Origin of the sequence: Streptomyces sp. NPDC008317 (assembly GCF_042955955.1) — a bacterium.
In the GTDB taxonomy this organism is placed as follows: domain Bacteria; phylum Actinomycetota; class Actinomycetes; order Streptomycetales; family Streptomycetaceae; genus Actinacidiphila.
On record NZ_JBIBFQ010000012.1, the window covers coordinates 153,889 to 171,940 of the forward strand.

Below are 18,052 nucleotides of genomic sequence, written 5' to 3' on the forward strand. Positions count from 1 at the left end.
CGGCGCAACCGGGTGGACCGAAGAAGAGATTTTCGTCCGCCGGGAAGAGGTTCCCGTAGCCGTTTGTTAGCCTGAGTACGGCACCGGCTCGATCCAAGCCCCCGGGCCCAACCTTAGGCGCTTCGAGCGCCCACTTGCCGCGAGGCGAGCATGGCGGGCCGGTGTCGTGAACGTCACGTGGGCGCCCCCTCTTCCGGAGGGGGCGCCTACGGCGTTTTCGGACCCGTGCCAGGACCCCGTTGTCGGACCTGTTCCCGGACCCGTGCCAGGACCCGTTGTCGGACCCCGGCGCCCGGTCAGGGGCGCAGCAGGTCCGGCACTCCCTCGGCGTCCGGCAGATCGCCCTCGGCCGCGAGGACCATCAGGCGTTGCGTCGCCCGCGTCAGGGCCACGTACAGCACCCTCAGCCCCGCGGGCGACTCCTCCGCGATCTCGGCGGGGGACACCACGAGCGTGGCGTCGTACTCCAGGCCCTTGGCCTCCAGGCTGCCGAGCGCCACGACGCGCTCGCCGAGCCCTTCGAGCCAACCGCGGGCCTGGGCGCGGCGGTTCATGGCGACGACGACGCCGACCGTGCCGTCGACCTCCTCCAACAGCCGCGCGGCGCACCGGCGTACGTCCGCGCCGAGGTCGTCGCCCGCGACCGCGTACTGCGGCAGGACACCGGTGGAGCGCACCGCGCGCGGCGACTGCATGCCGGGCATGGCGAGCGCCAGCACGGTGGCGGCGACCTCCGCGATCTCGGCGGGGTTGCGGTAGTTGACGGTGAGGGTGAAGCGCCGCCGGGGCCGGGTGCCGAGCGCCTCGTCGCGCGCCCGCGCCGCCTCGTCCACGTCCGTCCAGGAACTCTGCGCCGGGTCGCCGACGATCGTCCAGGTGGCCGTACGGCCGCGGCGCCCGACCATCCGCCACTGCATCGGCGTCAGGTCCTGCGCCTCGTCCACGATGACGTGCGCGTACTCGGTGCGCTCCTCGTCCAGCCGCTCGGCCCGGCTGCGGCGGCCCGCGTCGTGCCGGTCGGCGAAGGTCGTGACCTCGTCCAGGCCGGTGAGCTGGTCCAGCGGGTCCGCCTCGCGGCGCTTGGGGCGCGGCACCGGGCCGAGCAGCGTGTCGAGTTCGTCCAGCAGCGCCACGTCGTGCGCGGTGGCGCCGGTCCTGCGCAGCGAGCGCGCCACCCGGCGGACCTCCGGCGGGGACAGCACCCGGCGCGCCCAGCGGGCCAGCCGCTTCTCGTCGGCGAGCGCGGCCAGCACGGCGCGCGGCTGGAGCACCGGCCACCAGGCGTCGAGGAAGTCGGTGAAGTCCTGCTCGGTGCTGATGTCCTCGTCGAAGCCCTGGCGTTCCTCCGCGGCCAGCTCCGGATCGTCGAAGCGGCGGCCGGTCTTGCGCCACAGCGCGTCCAGCAGCAGGCGGCGGGCGCGCGGGCGCAGCAGATTGACGGGCGCGGTGCCGCCGAGGGTGTTGTGGCGGATGCCCGCCAGTTCCTGCTCGGACAGCTCCACGCGGCGGCCGAAGGCGACCACGCGCAGCGTCGCCGGGCGGCCGGGCGTCAGGTCGAGCGCGCCGCGGGCCGCGTTGCGCAGCACCTTCTGCATCCGCAGCGAGCCCTTGATCCGGGCGACCGCGGGCTCGTCGTACAGATCGGCGGAGACGCCGTCGACCAGCGAGCCGACGGCGCGGATCGCGACCTGGCCCTCCTCGCCGAGCGACGGCAGCACGCCCTCGGTGTACGACACCAGCAGCGGGGTCGGGCTGACGCACAGGATGCCGCCCGCGTACCGCCGCCGGTCCTGGTAGAGCAGGTACGCGGCCCGGTGCAGGGCGACCGCGGTCTTGCCGGTGCCGGGGCCGCCGGTCACCTCGGTGACGGACGCGGCGGGCGCCCTGATCACCATGTCCTGCTCGGCCTGGATGCTCGCCACGATGTCCCGCATGGTGTGGCTGCGGGCCTGGCCGAGGGCCGCCATCAGGGCGCCGTCGCCGACGACCGGCAGCCCGGTGGTCAGCTCGGGGCGCAGCAGGTCGTCCTCGACGCCGAGCACCTTGCGGCCCTTGGAGCGGATCACCCGGCGGCGCACCACCCGCCCCGGCGCGACCGGGGTGGAGCGGTAGAAGGGCGCGGCGGCCGGGGCCCGCCAGTCGATGACCAGCGGCGCGTACTCGCTGTCCAGGACGCCGATCCGGCCGATGTGCAGGGTCTCGGCGATGTCGGCGGTCCGGTCCTCGCGGACGGCGTCGTCGGCGGGTTCGACGGAGGTGAAGGCGCCGTCGGCGCCCTTCTTGCCGTCCTTGCCCCGCAGCAGGTCGATCCGGCCGAAGAGGAAGTCCTCGAACTCGCTGTTCAGCCGGTTGAGGTGGACCCCCGCGCGGAAGACCTGCGCGTCGCGTTCGGCGAGCGCGCCCGGCGTGCCGACGTGGCCGCGCTGGGCGGCGTCCTTCATCAGGAACTCGGCTTCGTCGATCTTCTCTTCGAGGCGGTGGTACACCCGGTCCAGATGCGCCTGCTCGACGGCGATCTCCTGATCCCGGACCCCCAGGTGGGCTGTGGTCTGCGCGGCCACGCAGGACCCCCTTCTTCATTGCGTCATGCGCCGCCCACGTACGTGACGGGGCACGTGGGGCAGCCTGCAACCGTACGCGACCTGCGGGCTTCTGCACACTCCGCCGTGCGGTCGGGTCTGAGGCGCGGTCAGTTTTCCGGCGGCCCGGGGACCCCGGCGGGTCAGCCCTGGGGCGAGGTGAGAGTCCCGCGCGTGGTGGTGCGACGGCGGTGCCGGGCGACGCGCTCGCGGTTTCCGCAGATCTCGCTGCTGCACCAGCGGCGGCGCCGGCCGCGGGAGGTGTCGAGGTAGACCAGCGAGCAGTTCTCGCCCTCGCAGCGGCGCAGTTGCTTACGGGCCAGCGGGTCGGTCAGCAGCGCGACGGCGTCGCGGGCGACGGCCGCGAGCAGTCCCGCGGGCTCCGGGGGCGCGGCCAGCGTACGGATCAGGGCGCCGCCCTCGCCGGTGACCGCGCGCGGGGCGGGCGGGGCGGCCAGCGCCGTCGCGTTCAGCTCGGCGATGTCGGCGGCGGCGGGCCGCTCACCGGCGACCTCGGCGGTCACGACCCGGCAGACGACGGCGCGCAGGCCGCGGAATCCGCTCAGCCAGCCGTCGTCCACGGCGAGGTCCGGCCGCGCCGCCTCCCCGGGCGCGCGCGGCACCAGGCCGGTCCCGTACAGCCACGCCGCCAGCCGGTCGGGCGTGCCGAGCCGCTCCCGCTCGGGACGACCGGTGCGGGTGGCGACGAGATCGAGACACAGCCGGCCGGTGTCGAACCGTAGCGGGCTCGTTCCACTCATGGTCAGCCGCCTTCCCGCCCGCCCGTCACCTTCCCCCCAGGGTGCCCGGCGGCCGTCGCGGGGTCTAGGGCGTGTCCGGACCGCTGTGGCCGCGCTCGCCTGAGTCGAGGGAGAGCCGGTAGCCGCGTTTGACGACGGTCTGGATCAGCTGGGGGGCGCCGAGTGCGGTACGGAGCCGGGCCATGGCGGTCTCGACGGCGTGTTCGTCGCGGCCGGAGCCGGGCAGGGCGCGCAGCAGGTCGCCGCGGGCGACGACCCAGCCGGGGCGGCGGGCCAGCGCCCGCAGCAGGGCCATGCCCGCGGGCGGCACCGGCCGCAGCGTCCCGTCCACGACGACGGCGTGCCCGCGGATCTCGACATGGTGCCCGGCGACGGGCAACGGCCTTACGCGGCCGGGAAGTTCGCTGGCGATGAGCTGCACCAGCGGTCCGAGCCTGAAGCGTTCGGGGTGCCGGGTGGGCACGTCGTGGCCCTGGAGCGGCAGCGCGGTGACCGGGCCGACGCAGGCGGTCATGACGTCGTGGCGGAGCGCCGCGAGGAGTGCGTCGCAACGGCCGCGCTGCCGGGCCCGGTCGAGGAAGGAGGCGGCGGCCGGGGCGCTGGTGAAGCTCAGCGCGTCGACCGACCGGGACAGGACGGCGTCGAGCAACCGGTCGACGGGCCCGAGGTCTTCGGGCGGCACCCAGCGGTAGACCGGCACCGCCACGACGGTCGCCCCGGCCGCCCGCAGCGACTCGACGAAGCCGGGCAGCGGCTCGCCGTGCAACTGGACGGCGACGGTGCGGCCCTCGACTCCCTGCTCCAGCAGGCGTTCCAGGACCTCGGCCATCGATTCCGAGGCCGGTGACCACGCCTCGCGCAGCCCGGCCGCGCGCACCGCGCCGCGCACCTTGGGCCCGCGGGCGAGGAGTTCGACCGCACCGAGCCTGCGCAGCAGCGCCTCGCCCAGGCCCCAGCCGTCGGCGGCCTCGATCCAGCCGCGGAAGCCGATCGCGGTGGTGGCGACCACGATGTCGGGTGCGTCGGCGACGAGTCGCCTGGTGGTCTCCAGCAGTTCGGTGTCGTCGGGCAGCGGCACGATGCGCAGGACGGGCGCCCGCAGCACGACCGCGCCGCGCCGCTCCAGCAGCGCGGCCAGCTCGTCGGCTCTGCGGGCCGCCGTCACCCCGACGGTGAACCCGGCCAGGGGCGGCACCCCGCCGCCCCGGCCCGGATCGCTGTTCCTGGTCGCCTGCGCCTGCATGGCTCCGCCCCACTTTTGCTGGAGTTACGCGTGCCGGACGGCGGGCGGACCGTCCCTGATCCGCCGCCGCCCTCCCGGCCACCCCGCCGGAGCCGCATCGTCCCAAGACGGGGTGACGGGGTCGATTCACCGGGATGACCCGGATGTTACGGACGCCTCCGCCGCTCACACCCGCGCGCGGACGGCGATCCCGGCAGGCGCCGTCCGCCCGGCCCCGCCCGCCGCCCGCGCCGGTCGCCGCAGGTATACGGCCCACGTGACGGCGTAACAGAGCGCGGAGGAGGCGAGGAAGGAGAACGAAGGCGGGGAAGGAGACGAAGGCGGGGGTGGACTGTCGGGCCCGACGCTGGAAACGGCCGCATGACCGCCCCGTGCCCCGAGGTGACACGTGCGCAACCATGCGCTCGCCCGCGTCCGCACCCGGCTGTGAACCGGCCCTCGTGGGGGGGAGTCAGGGCTGGGTGTCAGGGCTTGGTGCCGGGGCCGGGTCTCAGAGCCAGCCGCGGCGGGCCGCCTGCCAGGCGAGCTGGGTGCGGGTGGTGGCGCCCGCCAGTTCCATCATGCTTTGCACGCGCCGCTGGAGGGTGCGGCGGCTGAGGTTCATCTGGGTGGCTATCGCCTTGTCCGCGACCCCGGCGACCATCAGCGACAGCAGCCGCCGGTCGGTGGACGACAACGGGTCCGCGGGACCGACGTCGGCCGCGCCGGTGACCGCGCCCGAGGCGTCGACGTGCAGCGGTACGGCGTCCTCCCAGTAGCGCTCGAAGAGCGCGATGAGCGCGTCGAGGAGGCTGCTGTCGCGGACCAGCGCGGTGGACGGTTCCTCGGGGCTGCCGTGCGGGCCGCCGGGGACCAGCGGGAAGATCGCCACCGAGCGGTCGGCGACGGCCAGCCGCAGCGGGAGGTGCGGGACGGCGCGGGCGATCTCGCCCTTCCGCACGGCCGCCGCGATGTTGCCGACGGCGCTCTCGTCGTCGAAGAAGTCCCGTTCGTAGAGCACCCGGTAGCGGACCCCGCGCTCCAGCGCGTCGAACTCGGCGGTGTTGCTGCCCGACGGCATCGCCACGTACTGCGCCTTGCAGAACCACAGCATCTCGTCGCGCGCGTCCGCCTGGATCTGCCGCAGCCGCTGGCGCAGCGCCTCCGCCCCGGTGATGACCTCGATCAGCAGTCCGGCGTCCCGGCGGCGCGCGGTGGCCCGGTAGCTCTCCAGCAGGTCGGCCGCCGCCGAGCGCGCCAGGTCCAGGGCGTCGGCCCGGTGCTTGAGCTGCGGCAGCAGCGCCACGTCCGGCGGGTAGGCCCGGTAGCGCGGCGGCCGGCCGTCGGAGGCGCTGGCCATGGCCTTGGCGACGAGACCGGTCAGCGCCGACAGCGCGGTGTCCGGGCTCAGGCCCGAGTACTCCGCGATCTCCCGCGCCGAGGCGCTGTCCATCGTCACCAGCAGCCGGTACGCGGCCTCTTCGGCGTCGGTGATCCCGGCGGCCTCCAGGGCCATGGCACCCTCCTCGCGGGTACGGGGGCTGGGTGAGCAGCCACCGTACTACGAGCGGAGATCACCACCGCGGCCCGGCGAAGCCCGTGCCGGGAGCACGCGCCGGAACCACGCGCGCCGGGACCACGCGCCGGGGCGAGCGGGCACCCCACTGGCCCGCTCGCCCCGGCTGTCGAGGTGGCGTCGGATCAGCGCCACCGGCTCACGTGCCCGTTCACCCCCGCCACAGATACGCGCGGCGTACGGTCTGCCGCACCTGGTCGCCCGCGGCGTCGCGCGCGGTGACCCGCAGCGTCACGTACGCATCGCCCCTGGAGCGGGCCGACTTGGTGAGCCGGGCGTCGAAGGTGTTGTGACCTCGGCCGTCCACGCGCGCGCCGGTCCAGGTCCGCCCGTCGTCGTACGACGCCTGGACCTCGACCTTCACGCCGGTCGGCACGGCCGCCCCGTCCTGGGCGCGGACGGTGAGACCCACGGTGTGCGAACTGCCCTTGCGCACCGCGTTCCAGGCGTCGACCGGTACCGCGTAGTCGACCTGGAGCAGCGGCAGCAGCGTCGGTCGCGCCGCGGTGCCGGAGCGGAACCACCACGAGGTGCTGGTGTCGGTGGCGTAGCGCCACTCCGGGGAGACCCGTGAAGTCGCCACGTCCAGGCGGTAGTCGGCGGTGCCCGCGGGCACTTCGAGGTCGGCCCACGGGGAGTCGGCGGCGGCGATCCGCCGGCCGTCGCGGAAGAGCGTGGCCTTGGCGGAGTCGCCCTCGACGGGGGCGTCCTGCGCGCCGCTCGTGCCGGAGGCCGTACGCGTGCCGGAGGCCGGGCTCGTACCGGCCGCCGTGCCGAAGCCGCCGAAGTCGCCGCCGACCGCCGCGCGTGCCCAGTGTCCGGCGCCGGAGTCGGTGAACTCCGGTATGCGCAGGTCGAGTACGTCGCCGTTGCGCACGCTCGGGTTGCGCGTGCCGCGCGGGATCGAGGGCCGCACCACGGCCTGCTGCCACGCCTGGTCGGGCTGCTTGCCCGCCCGGTAGGTGGTGGTCGTGTCGACCATGCCGGCCAGCAGCGGCTGGTCGATGTCGAAGGTGGTCTCCTGGTTGACCCGGTGCATCCACCAGGTGCCGTTGGCGCTGACGTACTCGGTACGCGTCACGCCCGTCGGCACGTTCCGCGTCGCCTCCCACGCGAAGTTCTGGTACGGCCGCCACGCGAAGCGCTGCTCGGCGGCCCACGGGGCGCCGCCGTTCTCGGCGTACGTCGTCCTGATCACCGCGCTGTTGGCGGCGGTGACGGTGTGGACGACGCGCTGCGGGATCTGCTGCGCGGACGTCTGGAACACGTCGTACAGATACGGGCTGACCGCCGTGCCGCCGATCCGTACGGTGACGGTCTTCACCGGCTTCTTCGCCAGTCGCGCCAGCAGCGCGTCACCGGCCGCCTTCCCGATCCGTATCGTCGGCACCGCGTTGCGCTCGCCGGTCGGGTACCAGCGGGTCCAGCCGAAGTCGGAGAAGTGCACGATCATCAGTCCGCGCACGCCCGCCGTGGCCGCGGCTGCCGCCAACTCCCTTTCTCCCTCGCCGGATTCGTTGCGGACGACGGCCAGCTTGCCGCGCGCCCCGCTGAAGTCCGGCGCTTCCAGGGAGCCCGCGTCGACCGCCGTCAGATTCACGCCCTTGCTGTCGAAGAGCGGTGAGTACGAGGTGTAGTAGCTCTTCAGCCTCAGTCCCGTGCCCGGCGCCTCGGTGGTGAGCTGCGGCGCGGCGAGCTGCCAGCGGGAGGAGAACTCGAAGTCGCCGTCAGTGACCTTCGCGGTGGGGCTGACGTAGAGCTTGCTGAGGATGCCGGTGAAGAACTCCTCGCTCTCGGTGAGGCCCCTGCCCTCGATCTGACGGTACGTCTGGTAGTAGGGGATGCCGCTCTGTTCGGCGGGCCGCGGCGTACGGATCTCGACCTGCGTGGTCCTGCGGGCGTCCACGGTCACGGCCGTGTCCTTGGTGAGCCTCACCTCGGGCAGCACGACCAGCCGTTCCTCCATGCCGTCGTCCGTCATCTCCTGGAAGGACGCGCGGACTTGGTACGTGCCCTCTTCGAGGTCGGAGGCGGAGGTGCCCTTGCTGTCGCCCGACGGGTACAGCAGACCGCTCGCGCCCCAGATGCTGATGGTGGGGTGGGCCGGAGCGCCGTGCGCGTCGTAGGCGGTGACGGTCAGGGTGTGCAGCGGGCCGTGGGCGACCAGGCCGAGCGTGGTGTGGACGGCCGCTCCCGCCGTGCCCCCGGCCGGTGTCGCCGTCAGATAGCCGTAGTAGGAGCCGTACGTCACCTTGGCCGGGTCGAGGGTGAGGTCGGCGCGGGCGGTGCCGTGGGCGGGGACGGTGACCTTCGTGGCGGCGGCGGAACCGTCGCCGATCCGTACCGCGCCCGCGTTCACCCCCCGGCCGCCCGACGTCCTGAGCGCCAGGCCCAGCGTCAACGTGACCGGCGCGGCGGAGGTGTTGGTGTACGTGACCGGGTAGGTGGCCTTCGGGTCGGTCGCGTGGATGTCGCCGAGGAAGACGGTGCCGGTCGCGGTGAGCGTGCCGAGCGCCGCCGCCGACACGTCGATCCGGCCGCCGCCCTGGTCGGTCACGGCCTGCCCGTCCACGGTGTGCGCGGTGCTGATCAGCGCGTCCTTGAGTTGGCGCGCGGTCCAGTCCGGGTGCCGCTGCGCCAACAGGGCCGCGGCGCCCGCCACATGCGGGGTCGCCATCGACGTCCCCGACAGGCTGACGTAGTACGGGTCGACCGGGTCGCCGAGCGTCGTGCCGCTCGCGCGGGCCGCCACGATGTCCACGCCGGGCGCGGTGACATCGGGCTTGACGGCGCCGTCGCCGTAGCGCGGGCCGCGGCTGGAGAAGTTCGCCAGCGCGTCCTTGCCGTCGACCGCGCCGACGGTCAGCGCGTCGTCGGCGACGCCCGGGATGCCCACGGTCTGCTGCCCGTTCTCGCCGTTGTTGCCCGCCGCGACGACGAAGAGGGTGCCGCTGGCCTCGCTGATCTCGTTCAGCGCCAGGCTCATCGGGTCGGTGCCGTCGCTCTCGTCGTCGGCGCCCAGGCTCATGTTGACGACCTTGGCGCCCTGGTCGGCCGCCCACTGCATGCCCGCGATGACCTGCGAGTCGTAGCCGTAGCCGTCGTCCCCGAGGACCTTGCCGACCAGCAGATTCGCGGCTTTGGCGACGCCCTTGCGGGCACCGCCAGAGGCCGCTCCCGTACCGCCGACGATGGACGCCACGTGCGTACCGTGTCCGAAGTGGTCGCCGGTGCCGGTCGGGCTCTCGGTGAAGTCCTCGGCCTTCGCGACGCGGTCCTTGAGGTCGGGGTGGGTCTGGTCGACTCCGGTGTCCAGCACCGCGACCTTGACGCCCGTGCCCTCGTATCCCGCCTTCCACAGCGGCGGCGCGCCGATCTGGTCCATGCTGTCCGCCGCCGCCCGGACCCGGCCGTCGAGCCAGATCTTCGGGACGGCGGCGGCCTTCGCGGTGTCGGCCGGCCCGGTGCCGGCCGCCGCGGTGCCGGTCTTCCCGGTGTCCGTTCCCGCGGGCACGATCTGCTGCCAGAAGGCGGCGAGCTTCGCGTCGGGGACGGTGAGGGAGTGGGCCCCGATGCTGCCCAGGTCATGGGTGGGGGCGCCGGGCGCGGCCAGCGCGGTCAGCCGGTCGGCCGCCGCTCCCCCGGACCCCGCGACGATCAGCGGCAGCGAGGCCCGGTGCTCCTCGTCGTACCGCTGCTCCACCAGCGCCGTCACGTCGAACAGCCGCCGGTCAAGCCGCCCCGACCGTACGAGGGGGTCGGCGTCCGACGGCAGCACGGTCAGCCGCCCGTCGGCGTCCGAGGTGTGGAAGACGACGCGCTCCCGTCCGGCGCCCGGCTCGACGGAGGCGGTGTGCCGGCCGTCCGCGGTCGTCGTCACCCGCACCCGGTCGCCGGTGATCAGCCGAACCGTGGCGGTGCTGTCGGGGGTTGTCCCCGGCTGTGCGCCCGATGTCGGTACGGGTTCGGCGCCGGGTACGGCGACGGCCGCGGTGGGTACGGCGGCGGAGACGGCCAGGATCAGCCCTGTCGACACGACCGCCGCGAAGCGGGTTCGTCTCATCGGTCCAGCCCCTTTCCATGCATGTGCACGCGATGCTGGAAAGAATCCGGTGGGGCCGGAGGGTGTGTCACCCGTTTCCGGTGGCACGGATGTGACGTGGCACAACGGCGCCACCCGCGCCGCCGCCCCCTCCCCGGTGACGGCCGGGTGGCCGCGCGCTTGCTCCCGGGCGTGCGCCGGGCCACCCACGGGGGAATGCGCTGGCCCGTGTGACCGTTGATCCCGTACGATGGAAGCAGCCGCCACCCTCGGGTGGTGCACCTTGAAAAATCAACATGGGGATGATCGGTTTCGACTGGGGATGTCGAAGCAGGGGAAGCGAGCCGAGGAAGCGGCAATGATCTCGTTAACCATATGTCGCAACCAATAATCGCCAACACCAAGCGCGATTCCTTCGCCCTCGCTGCCTAAGTAGCGACTTGCGAAGTGTCAGCCCGGGGGTGATCCCGACCCGGATCCTGGCATCATCAAGGGATCTAAACTTCTAGGGCCGGTCACGGGCCTCAGAAGGAAATCAAACAGTGACTGAGCCCGTCGGCAGCTTGTCCGCGTGACAGCCGGGGCCGAGAAAAGCACAGCGGACTGCGCTCGGAGAAGCCCTGATTCCGCACCACAGGACGCGGGTTCGATTCCCGCCATCTCCACCACCCCATGTGACAACGGCACCCTCCTTCGGGAGGGTGCCGTTTTGTCGTTTCAGGGCGAGCCGACGTCGTGACGTCGTGTCACCCGCGTCTCCCCCGGGCGCGTCGAGGCCGGCGGCCGGGGGCGGCTCAGCCGCGCTGTTTGCGGCGCACGGCCGAGATGGCGCGGTCGGACTCGCGGCGGTCCTGCTTCTCGCGCAGGGTCTGCCGCTTGTCGTACTCCTTCTTGCCCTTGGCCAGGGCGATTTCGACCTTGGCGCGGCCGTCCTTGAAGTACAGGGCGAGCGGCACGATCGTGTGCCCGGTCTCCTGGGTCTTGTGGACCAGCTTCTCGATCTCGGCGCGGTGCAGCAGCATCTTGCGGCGGCGGCGCGCGGAGTGGTTGGTCCAGGTGCCCTGGGTGTACTCCGGGATGTGCACGTTGTGCAGCCACGCCTCGCCGCCGTCGAGCTGCGCGAAGCCGTCCACCAGGGAGGCGCGTCCCTGGCGCAGGGACTTGACCTCGGTGCCGGTCAGCACGAGCCCGGCCTCGAAGGTGTCCAGGATGAGGTAATCGTGCCGCGCCTTCTTGTTCTGCGCGATCAGTTTGCGACCCGTCTCTTTTGCCATAACCGGGCCATTGTCCCACTAGGAGGGGGGTCCGAGGCCAGCGAATACCTCGTGACTCTCGGCGAGCGGGTCCTCACCGGAGGGGACGGTCACATCGGGGTCGATGCCGCGCCCGTCCACACTGCGCCCGTCCGGCAGCCGGTAGTGGCCGACGGTCAGCTCGGCGACCGACCCGTCGGGCAGCGTGCTGGGCATCTGGACCGAGCCCTTGCCGAAGGTGCGCGAGCCGATGACGACGGCCCTGCCGCGGTCCTGGAGGGCGCCGGTGAGCAGTTCCGCGGCGCTCATCGTGCCGCCGTCGACCAGGATGACCAGCGGGACGGTGGTGTCGCCGCCCTCGGCCGCGTAGAGGGCCTGCTGCTCGCCGTGGACGTCGTAGGTGGCGACGAGGCCGCCGTCGAGGAAGGCGGAGGCCACCGCGACCGCCTCGGTGACCAGGCCGCCGGAGTTGCCGCGCAGGTCGAGCAGCACGCCGTGCTCGGAGTCCCGTACCGCGTCGCGTACCTGGTCGCCGACGCCGAGCGTGAAGGCGTCGATCTTGACGACCGTGGGCGCGTCGGCGGACCGCGTCACGGTGACGGCGTCGGTGTCGAGCGTGGCGCGACGTACCGTGACCGTCCAACTACGCTGTGCCCGCTGGACTCCCAGCTGCACGACGCTGCCGGGGACGTTGTCGCCGCGCAGGTCCGCGACGACCTCGGTGACCGCGAGGCCGGTGCACTTGACCGGGCCGATGGTGGCCAGCAGGTCGCCCTCGCGCAGGCCCGCGCGATCGGCGGGGCTGCCGGGCTGGACGCGGGCGATCTGGATCCGGCCGTCGTCGATCCGCCGCACGGACAGGCCGACACCGACGTAGCGGCCGTCGAGCGCCTGTTGGAGGCCCGCGTACTCGCGGGCGGTGTAGAAGGACGACCAGCGGTCGCCGCTGCGGCTGACGAGCTTCGCGGCGGCGAGCGGGCCGACCTTGCCGTCCTGGATCTCCTCGGCGATCCGGCCGGTGTCGACGTGGTCGCCGTTCGTCCCGTCCGGCTTCGCCCGCGAGCCCGTGGGGGTCTCGGAGGCCGCAGGGGACGACGGGGCGGGCTCGCCGCCGTGGGGCGGGGCCGGCGGCTTGCCGTCATCCTGCCGCCCGTCGGCGACCGGCGCGGCGGCGATACGGGTGGCGCGGGCGGCGGTCCGGGCGTCCGGCGCGGTGAGTCCGCTGGCCGCCGCACCGGTGGCCAGCAGAGTGCTGAACACCAACGTCAGAGTGGCCCCGCGGCGCAAGCGGCGGGGCGTCCCGAACAGCGACGGGCCGGACATGGCCGGAAGTCTAGGACAGAAACGGGCGGCATACGGATAGTTGCCGCTACCTCGGCGGGGCATGATCCGCAACCCGGTACACCGCCCCCCTGGGACCCGTCCCCCGCCGTACGGCCCCGCGAAGGGCCCGGCACGACGGCCGGGCCCGGCCCGCGGGCGTCAGACCTTCAGATACCTGCGCAGCGCGATGAAGGCGGCGATCGACGGCATCACGACGCCGATCAGCAGCACCAGCGGCAGCACCGCGACCACCGAGTCCCAGCCGAGGAAGGAGACCAGCGGGATCTTCTCCTGGAGCTTCAGACCCGCGTCGATCATGAAGTACCGGCCGCCGAGCAGCATTCCGCACGCCAGCCCCGCGCCCACGAGTCCGGCGAAGGCCGCCTCCATGATGAACGGCATCTGGATGTAGAAGCTGGAGGCGCCGACCAGCCGCATGATGCCGGTCTCTCTGCGGCGGCTGAAGGCGGACACGCGCACGGTGTTCACGATCAGCAGCATCGCGACGGTGAGCATGAAGGCCAGCACCACCCAGGCGGCCAGCGTCATACCGTTCAGCAGCGAGAAGAGGTTCTTCAGCACGGCCCGTTGATCCTCAACGGACTGCACCCCCGGACGCCCGTCGAAGGCGCTCGCGACGACGGTGAACTTCGTCGGGTCCCTGAGTTTGACCCGGTAGTTCTCCTGCATCTGGTCCGGGGTGATCGAGGCCGCGAGCGGGGAGCTCTTGAACTGCTCCTGGTAGTGCTTGTACGCCTGCTCGGCGTTCTCGAAGTAGACCTTCTCCACGATCGGGAGCTTTTCCAGGTCGGCCTTGATCTGGGCCTTCTGGTCGTCGGTGACGGCGCCCTTGGCGCAACTGGGCGTCGTCGACGCGTCGCCCTTGTTGCACATGTAGATGGTGACCTGGACCTTGTCGTACCAGTAGCCCTTCATGGACTTGACCTGCTTGTTGGCCAGCAGGGCGCCACCGGTCAGGGCGAGGGAGAGCGCGACGGAGATGATCACCGCGAAGGTCATGGTGAGATTGCGGCGGAGTCCTACGCCGATCTCCGACAGGACGAACTGGGCGCGCATGGTCTCTGGTTGTCCTTTCAGGGGGGTGGTGACTACTGCTGTACGGCAGTACGTACGCCGTACGCGCGGCTCTCAGTGTTGGTAGCCGTAGACACCGCGCGACTGGTCGCGCACCAGCCGCCCCTTCTCCAACTCGATGACGCGCTTGCGCATCTGGTCGACGATGTTCTGGTCGTGGGTCGCCATCACCACGGTCGTGCCGGTCCTGTTGATCCGGTCCAGCAGGCGCATGATGCCGACCGAGGTCTGCGGGTCGAGGTTTCCGGTCGGCTCGTCCGCGATCAGCAGCATGGGCCGGTTGACGAAGGCGCGGGCGATGGCGACGCGCTGCTGCTCACCGCCGGACAGCTCGCCGGGCATCCGGTCCTCCTTGCCCGCGAGGCCGACCAGGTCGAGCACTTCGGGCACGGTCTTGCGGATGGTGCCGCGGGCCTTGCCGATCACTTCGAGGGCGAACGCCACGTTCTCCGCGACCGTCTTGTTGGGCAGCAGCCGGAAGTCCTGGAACACGGTGCCGAGTTGGCGCCGCATCTGCGGCACCTTCCAGTTCGACAGCCGGTTGAGGTCCTTGCCGAGGACGTGCACCATTCCCGTGTCCGTGCGCTCTTCGCGCAGGATCAGCCGCAGGAAGGTCGACTTTCCCGAGCCGGACGAGCCCACCAGGAAGACGAACTCACCCTTCTCGATCTCCAGCGAGACGTCCCGAAGTGCAGGACGGTTCTGCTTGGGGTAGGTCTTGGTGACGCTGTCGAATCGGATCACGTTCGCACCAGGTTTGCGGGGACGGGTGGACAGGGGATGTGGGGGCGACACTACGCGACCGAGCCAGGGGTGCGCAGTCGCCGGGGAGGGTTGGTGGGCTTGCCCACAGGGCACACGCGGACAAACCCGTCATTGACCCCTTACACCTCAGCGCGGTCGGCCGCCACCGGAGGTCCGCTCCCCCGCCCGCGCCGCTCTCGCGGACCCCGCCGGAGCCGCCGTACGGCCGCCGGTCCACCGGGGGCCGCGCCGAATCCGGCGGAAGCTGGCAGAGTGGAACAAGGAACACTTCGGCCTCCCGGGGCGTTCACCGGACGAGGAGGAGATCGCATGACGTGCGACCGGCTGGTGTGCGCCAACTGCGCGGGTCCGGTGAGCGAGGGCCGCTGCCCCGTCTGCCGGGCGAACCGCGCCCGCCTGGAGCGGGAGAATCCCTGGTCCAACATCTCCCCCGCCACCTTGATAGCCCTGCTCGTGGCCCTGCTGACGGTGGTGCTCGTGGTGGAGCACGCGACCGCGTAGAGCAGTCCCGCGGGCGGCACGTGAGAAATACGTGAGAGGTACGTCACATCCACGGGTGGGCGAGCTGAGACAGCACGGAGGGCCCGGAACGCATCGCGTTCCGGGCCCTTCGTCGTACGCGTCAGGTGCGGTCGCGCGGCGCCTCAGGAGGCGTCGCGGCGCTCCTTCAGGCGCGGGGCCAGCTTGAAGCCGACGCCGCCCGCCACGAGGGCCGCGGCGCCGATGAGCATGTACGTGGTGCCGTCGGAGCCGGTCTCGGCGAGCTGCTGCGTCGTCTGGCTCTGCGGGACCTGCTGGGTGTTGTCGGTGCCGGGGTTGTTGTTCCCGCAGTCGACGCTGTCACCGGTCAGGGTGCAGGTGTTGCTGTTGCCCGTCGCGCTCGGGCTGACGCTGGGGCTCGGCGAACCGCTCGGACCCCCGTCGTCGCTGCCGCCGCTGACACCGGCGATGGAGCCGGGCGCGGTCGTCGGAGGCGTGGTGGGCGGAGTGGTCGGCGGCGTCGTGGGAGGCGTCGTCGGCGGGGTGGTGGGGGGCGTGGTCGGCGGCGTCGTGGGAGGCGTCGTCGGGGGCGTGGTGGGGGGCGTGGTCGGCTCGTCGGTCGGCGGCGTGGTCGGTTCGTCCGTCGGGTCCGTCGTGGGCGGGTCCACCACCGCGGCGGCCGACGGCGGCGCGTCGCTGCTCACCGCCGCCTGAGCAGCCCCCGCCACGGTCAGGGACGCACCGGCCGCGATCACCGCGACGGCCGCCACGCGCGTGACGCGTACCCTCGTGCTCTGCTTGGTCATGTCTCAACTACCCCCGGTAGACGTCGGCTTGAAGCACGCGCCGCTGCGGGCACGGTCGATTACGCCGCTTTCGCGCGCATGCCGGACATCACCTTTGTGGCATTCACCGGGAGCGTCAAGGTCATTAAGCGCAAAGTGCCCCAACTGTCCCGTCTTGCCCGGCACTTCAGCACACGTCTGTGACACGGCAGACAGATGGGATCAAGGCAACGGCCGTACGGCGGGGCCGTATCGCCCTCTCAGCCGTACGGCGCGGGGCCGTATCACGCGGTGATCCGCTCCCGATTACGCGGTGGCCTTCTCGCGGGACTTGCGCCAGCGGATGCCCGCCTCGATGAAGCCGTCGATGTCGCCGTCCAGGACGCCCTGCGGGTTGCCGACCTCGTACTCGGTGCGCAGGTCCTTGACCATCTGGTACGGGTGCAGGACGTACGAACGCATCTGGTTGCCCCAGGAGTTGCCGCCGTCGGACTTGCCGAGGGAGTCCATCAGGGCCTGCTCCTCCTGGCGGCGCCGCTCCAGCAGCTTGGCCTGGAGGACGTTCATCGCGCTCGCCTTGTTCTGGATCTGCGAGCGCTCGTTCTGACAGGAGACGACGATGCCGGTCGGGATGTGGGTGATCCGCACCGCGGAGTCGGTGGTGTTGACGCCCTGGCCGCCGGGGCCCGAGGCGCGGTAGACGTCCACGCGCAGCTCGGACTCGTCGATCTCGACGTGGTCGGACTGCTCCACGACCGGCAGCACCTCGACGCCCGCGAAGGACGTCTGGCGGCGGCCCTGGTTGTCGAAGGGCGAGATCCGCACCATGCGGTGGGTGCCCTGCTCGACGGAGAGGGTGCCGTAGGCGTAGGGGACCTTGACGGTGAAGGTGGTCGACTTGATGCCGGCCTCCTCCGCGTACGAGGTCTCGTAGACCTCCGTCGGGTAGCCGTGCCGCTCGGCCCAGCGCAGATACATCCGCTGGAGCTGCTCCGCGAAGTCGGCGGCGTCGACACCGCCCGCCTCGGCGCGGATGTTGACCAGCGCCTCACGGGCGTCGTACTCGCCGGACAGCAGGGTGCGGACCTCCATCTCGTCCAGCGCCTTGCGCACCGACTCCAGCTCGGCCTCGGCCTCGGTCTGCGCGTCGGCGTCGTCCTCGCTCTCGGCCAGCTCGAAGAGGATGGACAGGTCGTCGATCCGGCCGCGCAGCGCCTCGACCTTGCGCAGCTCCGCCTGGAGGTGGGAGAGCCGGCTGGTGATCTTCTGCGCGTTCTCCGGGTCGTCCCACAGGGACGGCACCGCGGCCTGCTCCTCCAGCGCGGCGATGTCGGCCCGCATCCGGTCGAGGTCGAGGACGGCCTCGATCGACCCCATGGTCGAGGACAGGGACTTCAGCTCTTCGGAAACATCGACGATCGCCACGGCTCCAGCCTACCGGCTGGTCGAGCGGACCCGCCCCGGCCGGGAGCCCGCCGGCCGCCGGGAGGGCCCGCGATCCGGTGCCGGGCGGGCCGGATCGCGTCAGATGTGGGCCGTGGTGCGGGTGAGGGTGCCCGACGGCGTCCTGGAGTACAGCTCCAGGGTGTGCGCGGAGGCGGCGGCGCCCAGGGCCGCGTCGGTGGGCGCGGTGAAGGGCGCGGTGGCCCAGTCGCCGTCCAGCGAGGCGGCGTCGCCGTCGAGCGCGGCGGCGGCCTGGGTGCCGGGCGTGAAGGCGAAGAGCCGGCCCGAGGCGGCGACCGCGTCGGGGCGCGCGGAGGTGTCCAGGCCCTTGATGACCTCGCTGGGCCGCCAGGCGCCGCCGGAGTACGGCAGCCGCAGCACGGCGCCGTCGGCCTTGCGGACCACGAAGGCGTCCAGGGAGCCGCGGGACCGGGAGATCAGCGCGGGGGCCGAGGTGATCCGGCCCGCGGTGGGCACCAGCGCCCAGGCGTTCCAGCGGTCGCCGACCAGCGAGGCGGTCACCAGGTCGCCGCCGACCCGTCCGACCAGGTCGATCCGGCCGGGCTCCGAGGACGCGGCGGCGGGCGCCGCGTCGAAGCGGGTCCGCTCGTCCACCTGCGACCAGGCGTTCCAGTAGCCGTCGGTCAGCGTGCGGCGGTAGAGCAGCCCGTCGGTGCCGAGCCCGAACAGGTCGATCCGCCCGGCGTGCGCGGACGCCACCGCCGGGT

12 protein-coding genes and 1 other RNA gene are annotated in these 18,052 nt (G+C 72.5%); 2 read left to right on the top strand and 11 right to left on the bottom strand.

Annotation, left to right across the window (positions count from 1 at the left end; all coding sequences use genetic code 11):
• Positions 1–296: 296 nt before the first annotated feature.
• The 5 genes from ACFY9V_RS32080 to ACFY9V_RS32100 form a co-directional block, all read right to left on the bottom strand.
• Positions 297–2,561, bottom strand: coding sequence for a UvrD-helicase domain-containing protein (locus ACFY9V_RS32080; RefSeq protein ID WP_391047162.1), 2,265 nt, complete (start codon positions 2,559–2,561; stop codon positions 297–299).
• 161 nt (positions 2,562–2,722) lie between these two features.
• Entirely contained in the window at positions 2,723–3,340 is a 618-nt protein-coding gene (locus tag ACFY9V_RS32085; RefSeq protein WP_391163979.1) for an ABATE domain-containing protein, read from the bottom strand.
• A 64-nt stretch (positions 3,341–3,404) separates the two neighbouring features.
• Positions 3,405–4,583: a uroporphyrinogen-III synthase gene (locus tag ACFY9V_RS32090; RefSeq protein WP_391163980.1), complete on the bottom strand. Its 1,179-nt coding sequence runs from the start codon at positions 4,581–4,583 to the stop codon at positions 3,405–3,407.
• A 490-nt stretch (positions 4,584–5,073) separates the two neighbouring features.
• Entirely contained in the window at positions 5,074–6,078 is a 1,005-nt protein-coding gene (locus ACFY9V_RS32095; protein ID WP_391117364.1) for a helix-turn-helix domain-containing protein, read from the bottom strand.
• A gap of 211 nt (positions 6,079–6,289) precedes the next feature.
• The gene (locus ACFY9V_RS32100; protein ID WP_391163981.1) at positions 6,290–10,201 is read right to left on the bottom strand and encodes a S8 family serine peptidase; all 3,912 of its coding nucleotides are present in this window, start codon (positions 10,199–10,201) and stop codon (positions 6,290–6,292) included.
• A 277-nt stretch (positions 10,202–10,478) separates the two neighbouring features.
• On the opposite strand from ACFY9V_RS32100, the gene ssrA reads away from it, so the two are divergent.
• Positions 10,479–10,848, top strand: a transfer-messenger RNA (tmRNA) gene (ssrA, locus tag ACFY9V_RS32105).
• Positions 10,849–10,974: 126 nt separating this feature from the next.
• Here the strand turns inward: ssrA and smpB are convergent.
• The 4 genes from smpB to ftsE form a co-directional block, all read right to left on the bottom strand.
• Entirely contained in the window at positions 10,975–11,454 is a 480-nt protein-coding gene (gene smpB, locus ACFY9V_RS32110) for an SsrA-binding protein SmpB (protein WP_355342970.1), read from the bottom strand.
• A gap of 18 nt (positions 11,455–11,472) precedes the next feature.
• Positions 11,473–12,756 carry a S41 family peptidase gene (locus ACFY9V_RS32115; protein WP_391163982.1) on the bottom strand — a complete coding sequence of 428 codons (1,284 nt, stop codon included), beginning with the start codon at positions 12,754–12,756 and terminating at the stop codon, positions 11,473–11,475.
• A 159-nt stretch (positions 12,757–12,915) separates the two neighbouring features.
• Positions 12,916–13,833, bottom strand: a complete 918-nt coding sequence (ftsX, locus tag ACFY9V_RS32120) for a permease-like cell division protein FtsX (protein WP_188284085.1) — start codon at positions 13,831–13,833, stop codon at positions 12,916–12,918.
• A gap of 72 nt (positions 13,834–13,905) precedes the next feature.
• Positions 13,906–14,595: a cell division ATP-binding protein FtsE gene (gene ftsE, locus ACFY9V_RS32125; RefSeq protein WP_188284086.1), complete on the bottom strand. Its 690-nt coding sequence runs from the start codon at positions 14,593–14,595 to the stop codon at positions 13,906–13,908.
• 330 nt (positions 14,596–14,925) lie between these two features.
• Here ftsE and ACFY9V_RS32130 point away from each other — a divergent pair, with 330 nt between their 5' ends.
• On the top strand, positions 14,926–15,117 hold the full coding sequence (locus ACFY9V_RS32130) for a hypothetical protein (RefSeq protein ID WP_355342964.1): 192 nt from the start codon (positions 14,926–14,928) through the stop codon (positions 15,115–15,117).
• Between the two features lie 143 nt (positions 15,118–15,260).
• Here ACFY9V_RS32130 and ACFY9V_RS32135 read toward each other — a convergent pair whose 3' ends face one another.
• Together ACFY9V_RS32135 and prfB are read right to left on the bottom strand one after the other, a co-directional pair.
• Entirely contained in the window at positions 15,261–15,902 is a 642-nt protein-coding gene (locus ACFY9V_RS32135) for a hypothetical protein (RefSeq protein ID WP_391163983.1), read from the bottom strand.
• Between the two features lie 285 nt (positions 15,903–16,187).
• Positions 16,188–17,306, bottom strand: a complete 1,119-nt coding sequence (prfB, locus tag ACFY9V_RS32140) for a peptide chain release factor 2 (RefSeq protein WP_355342958.1) — start codon at positions 17,304–17,306, stop codon at positions 16,188–16,190.
• Positions 17,307–18,052 lie beyond the last annotated feature (746 nt).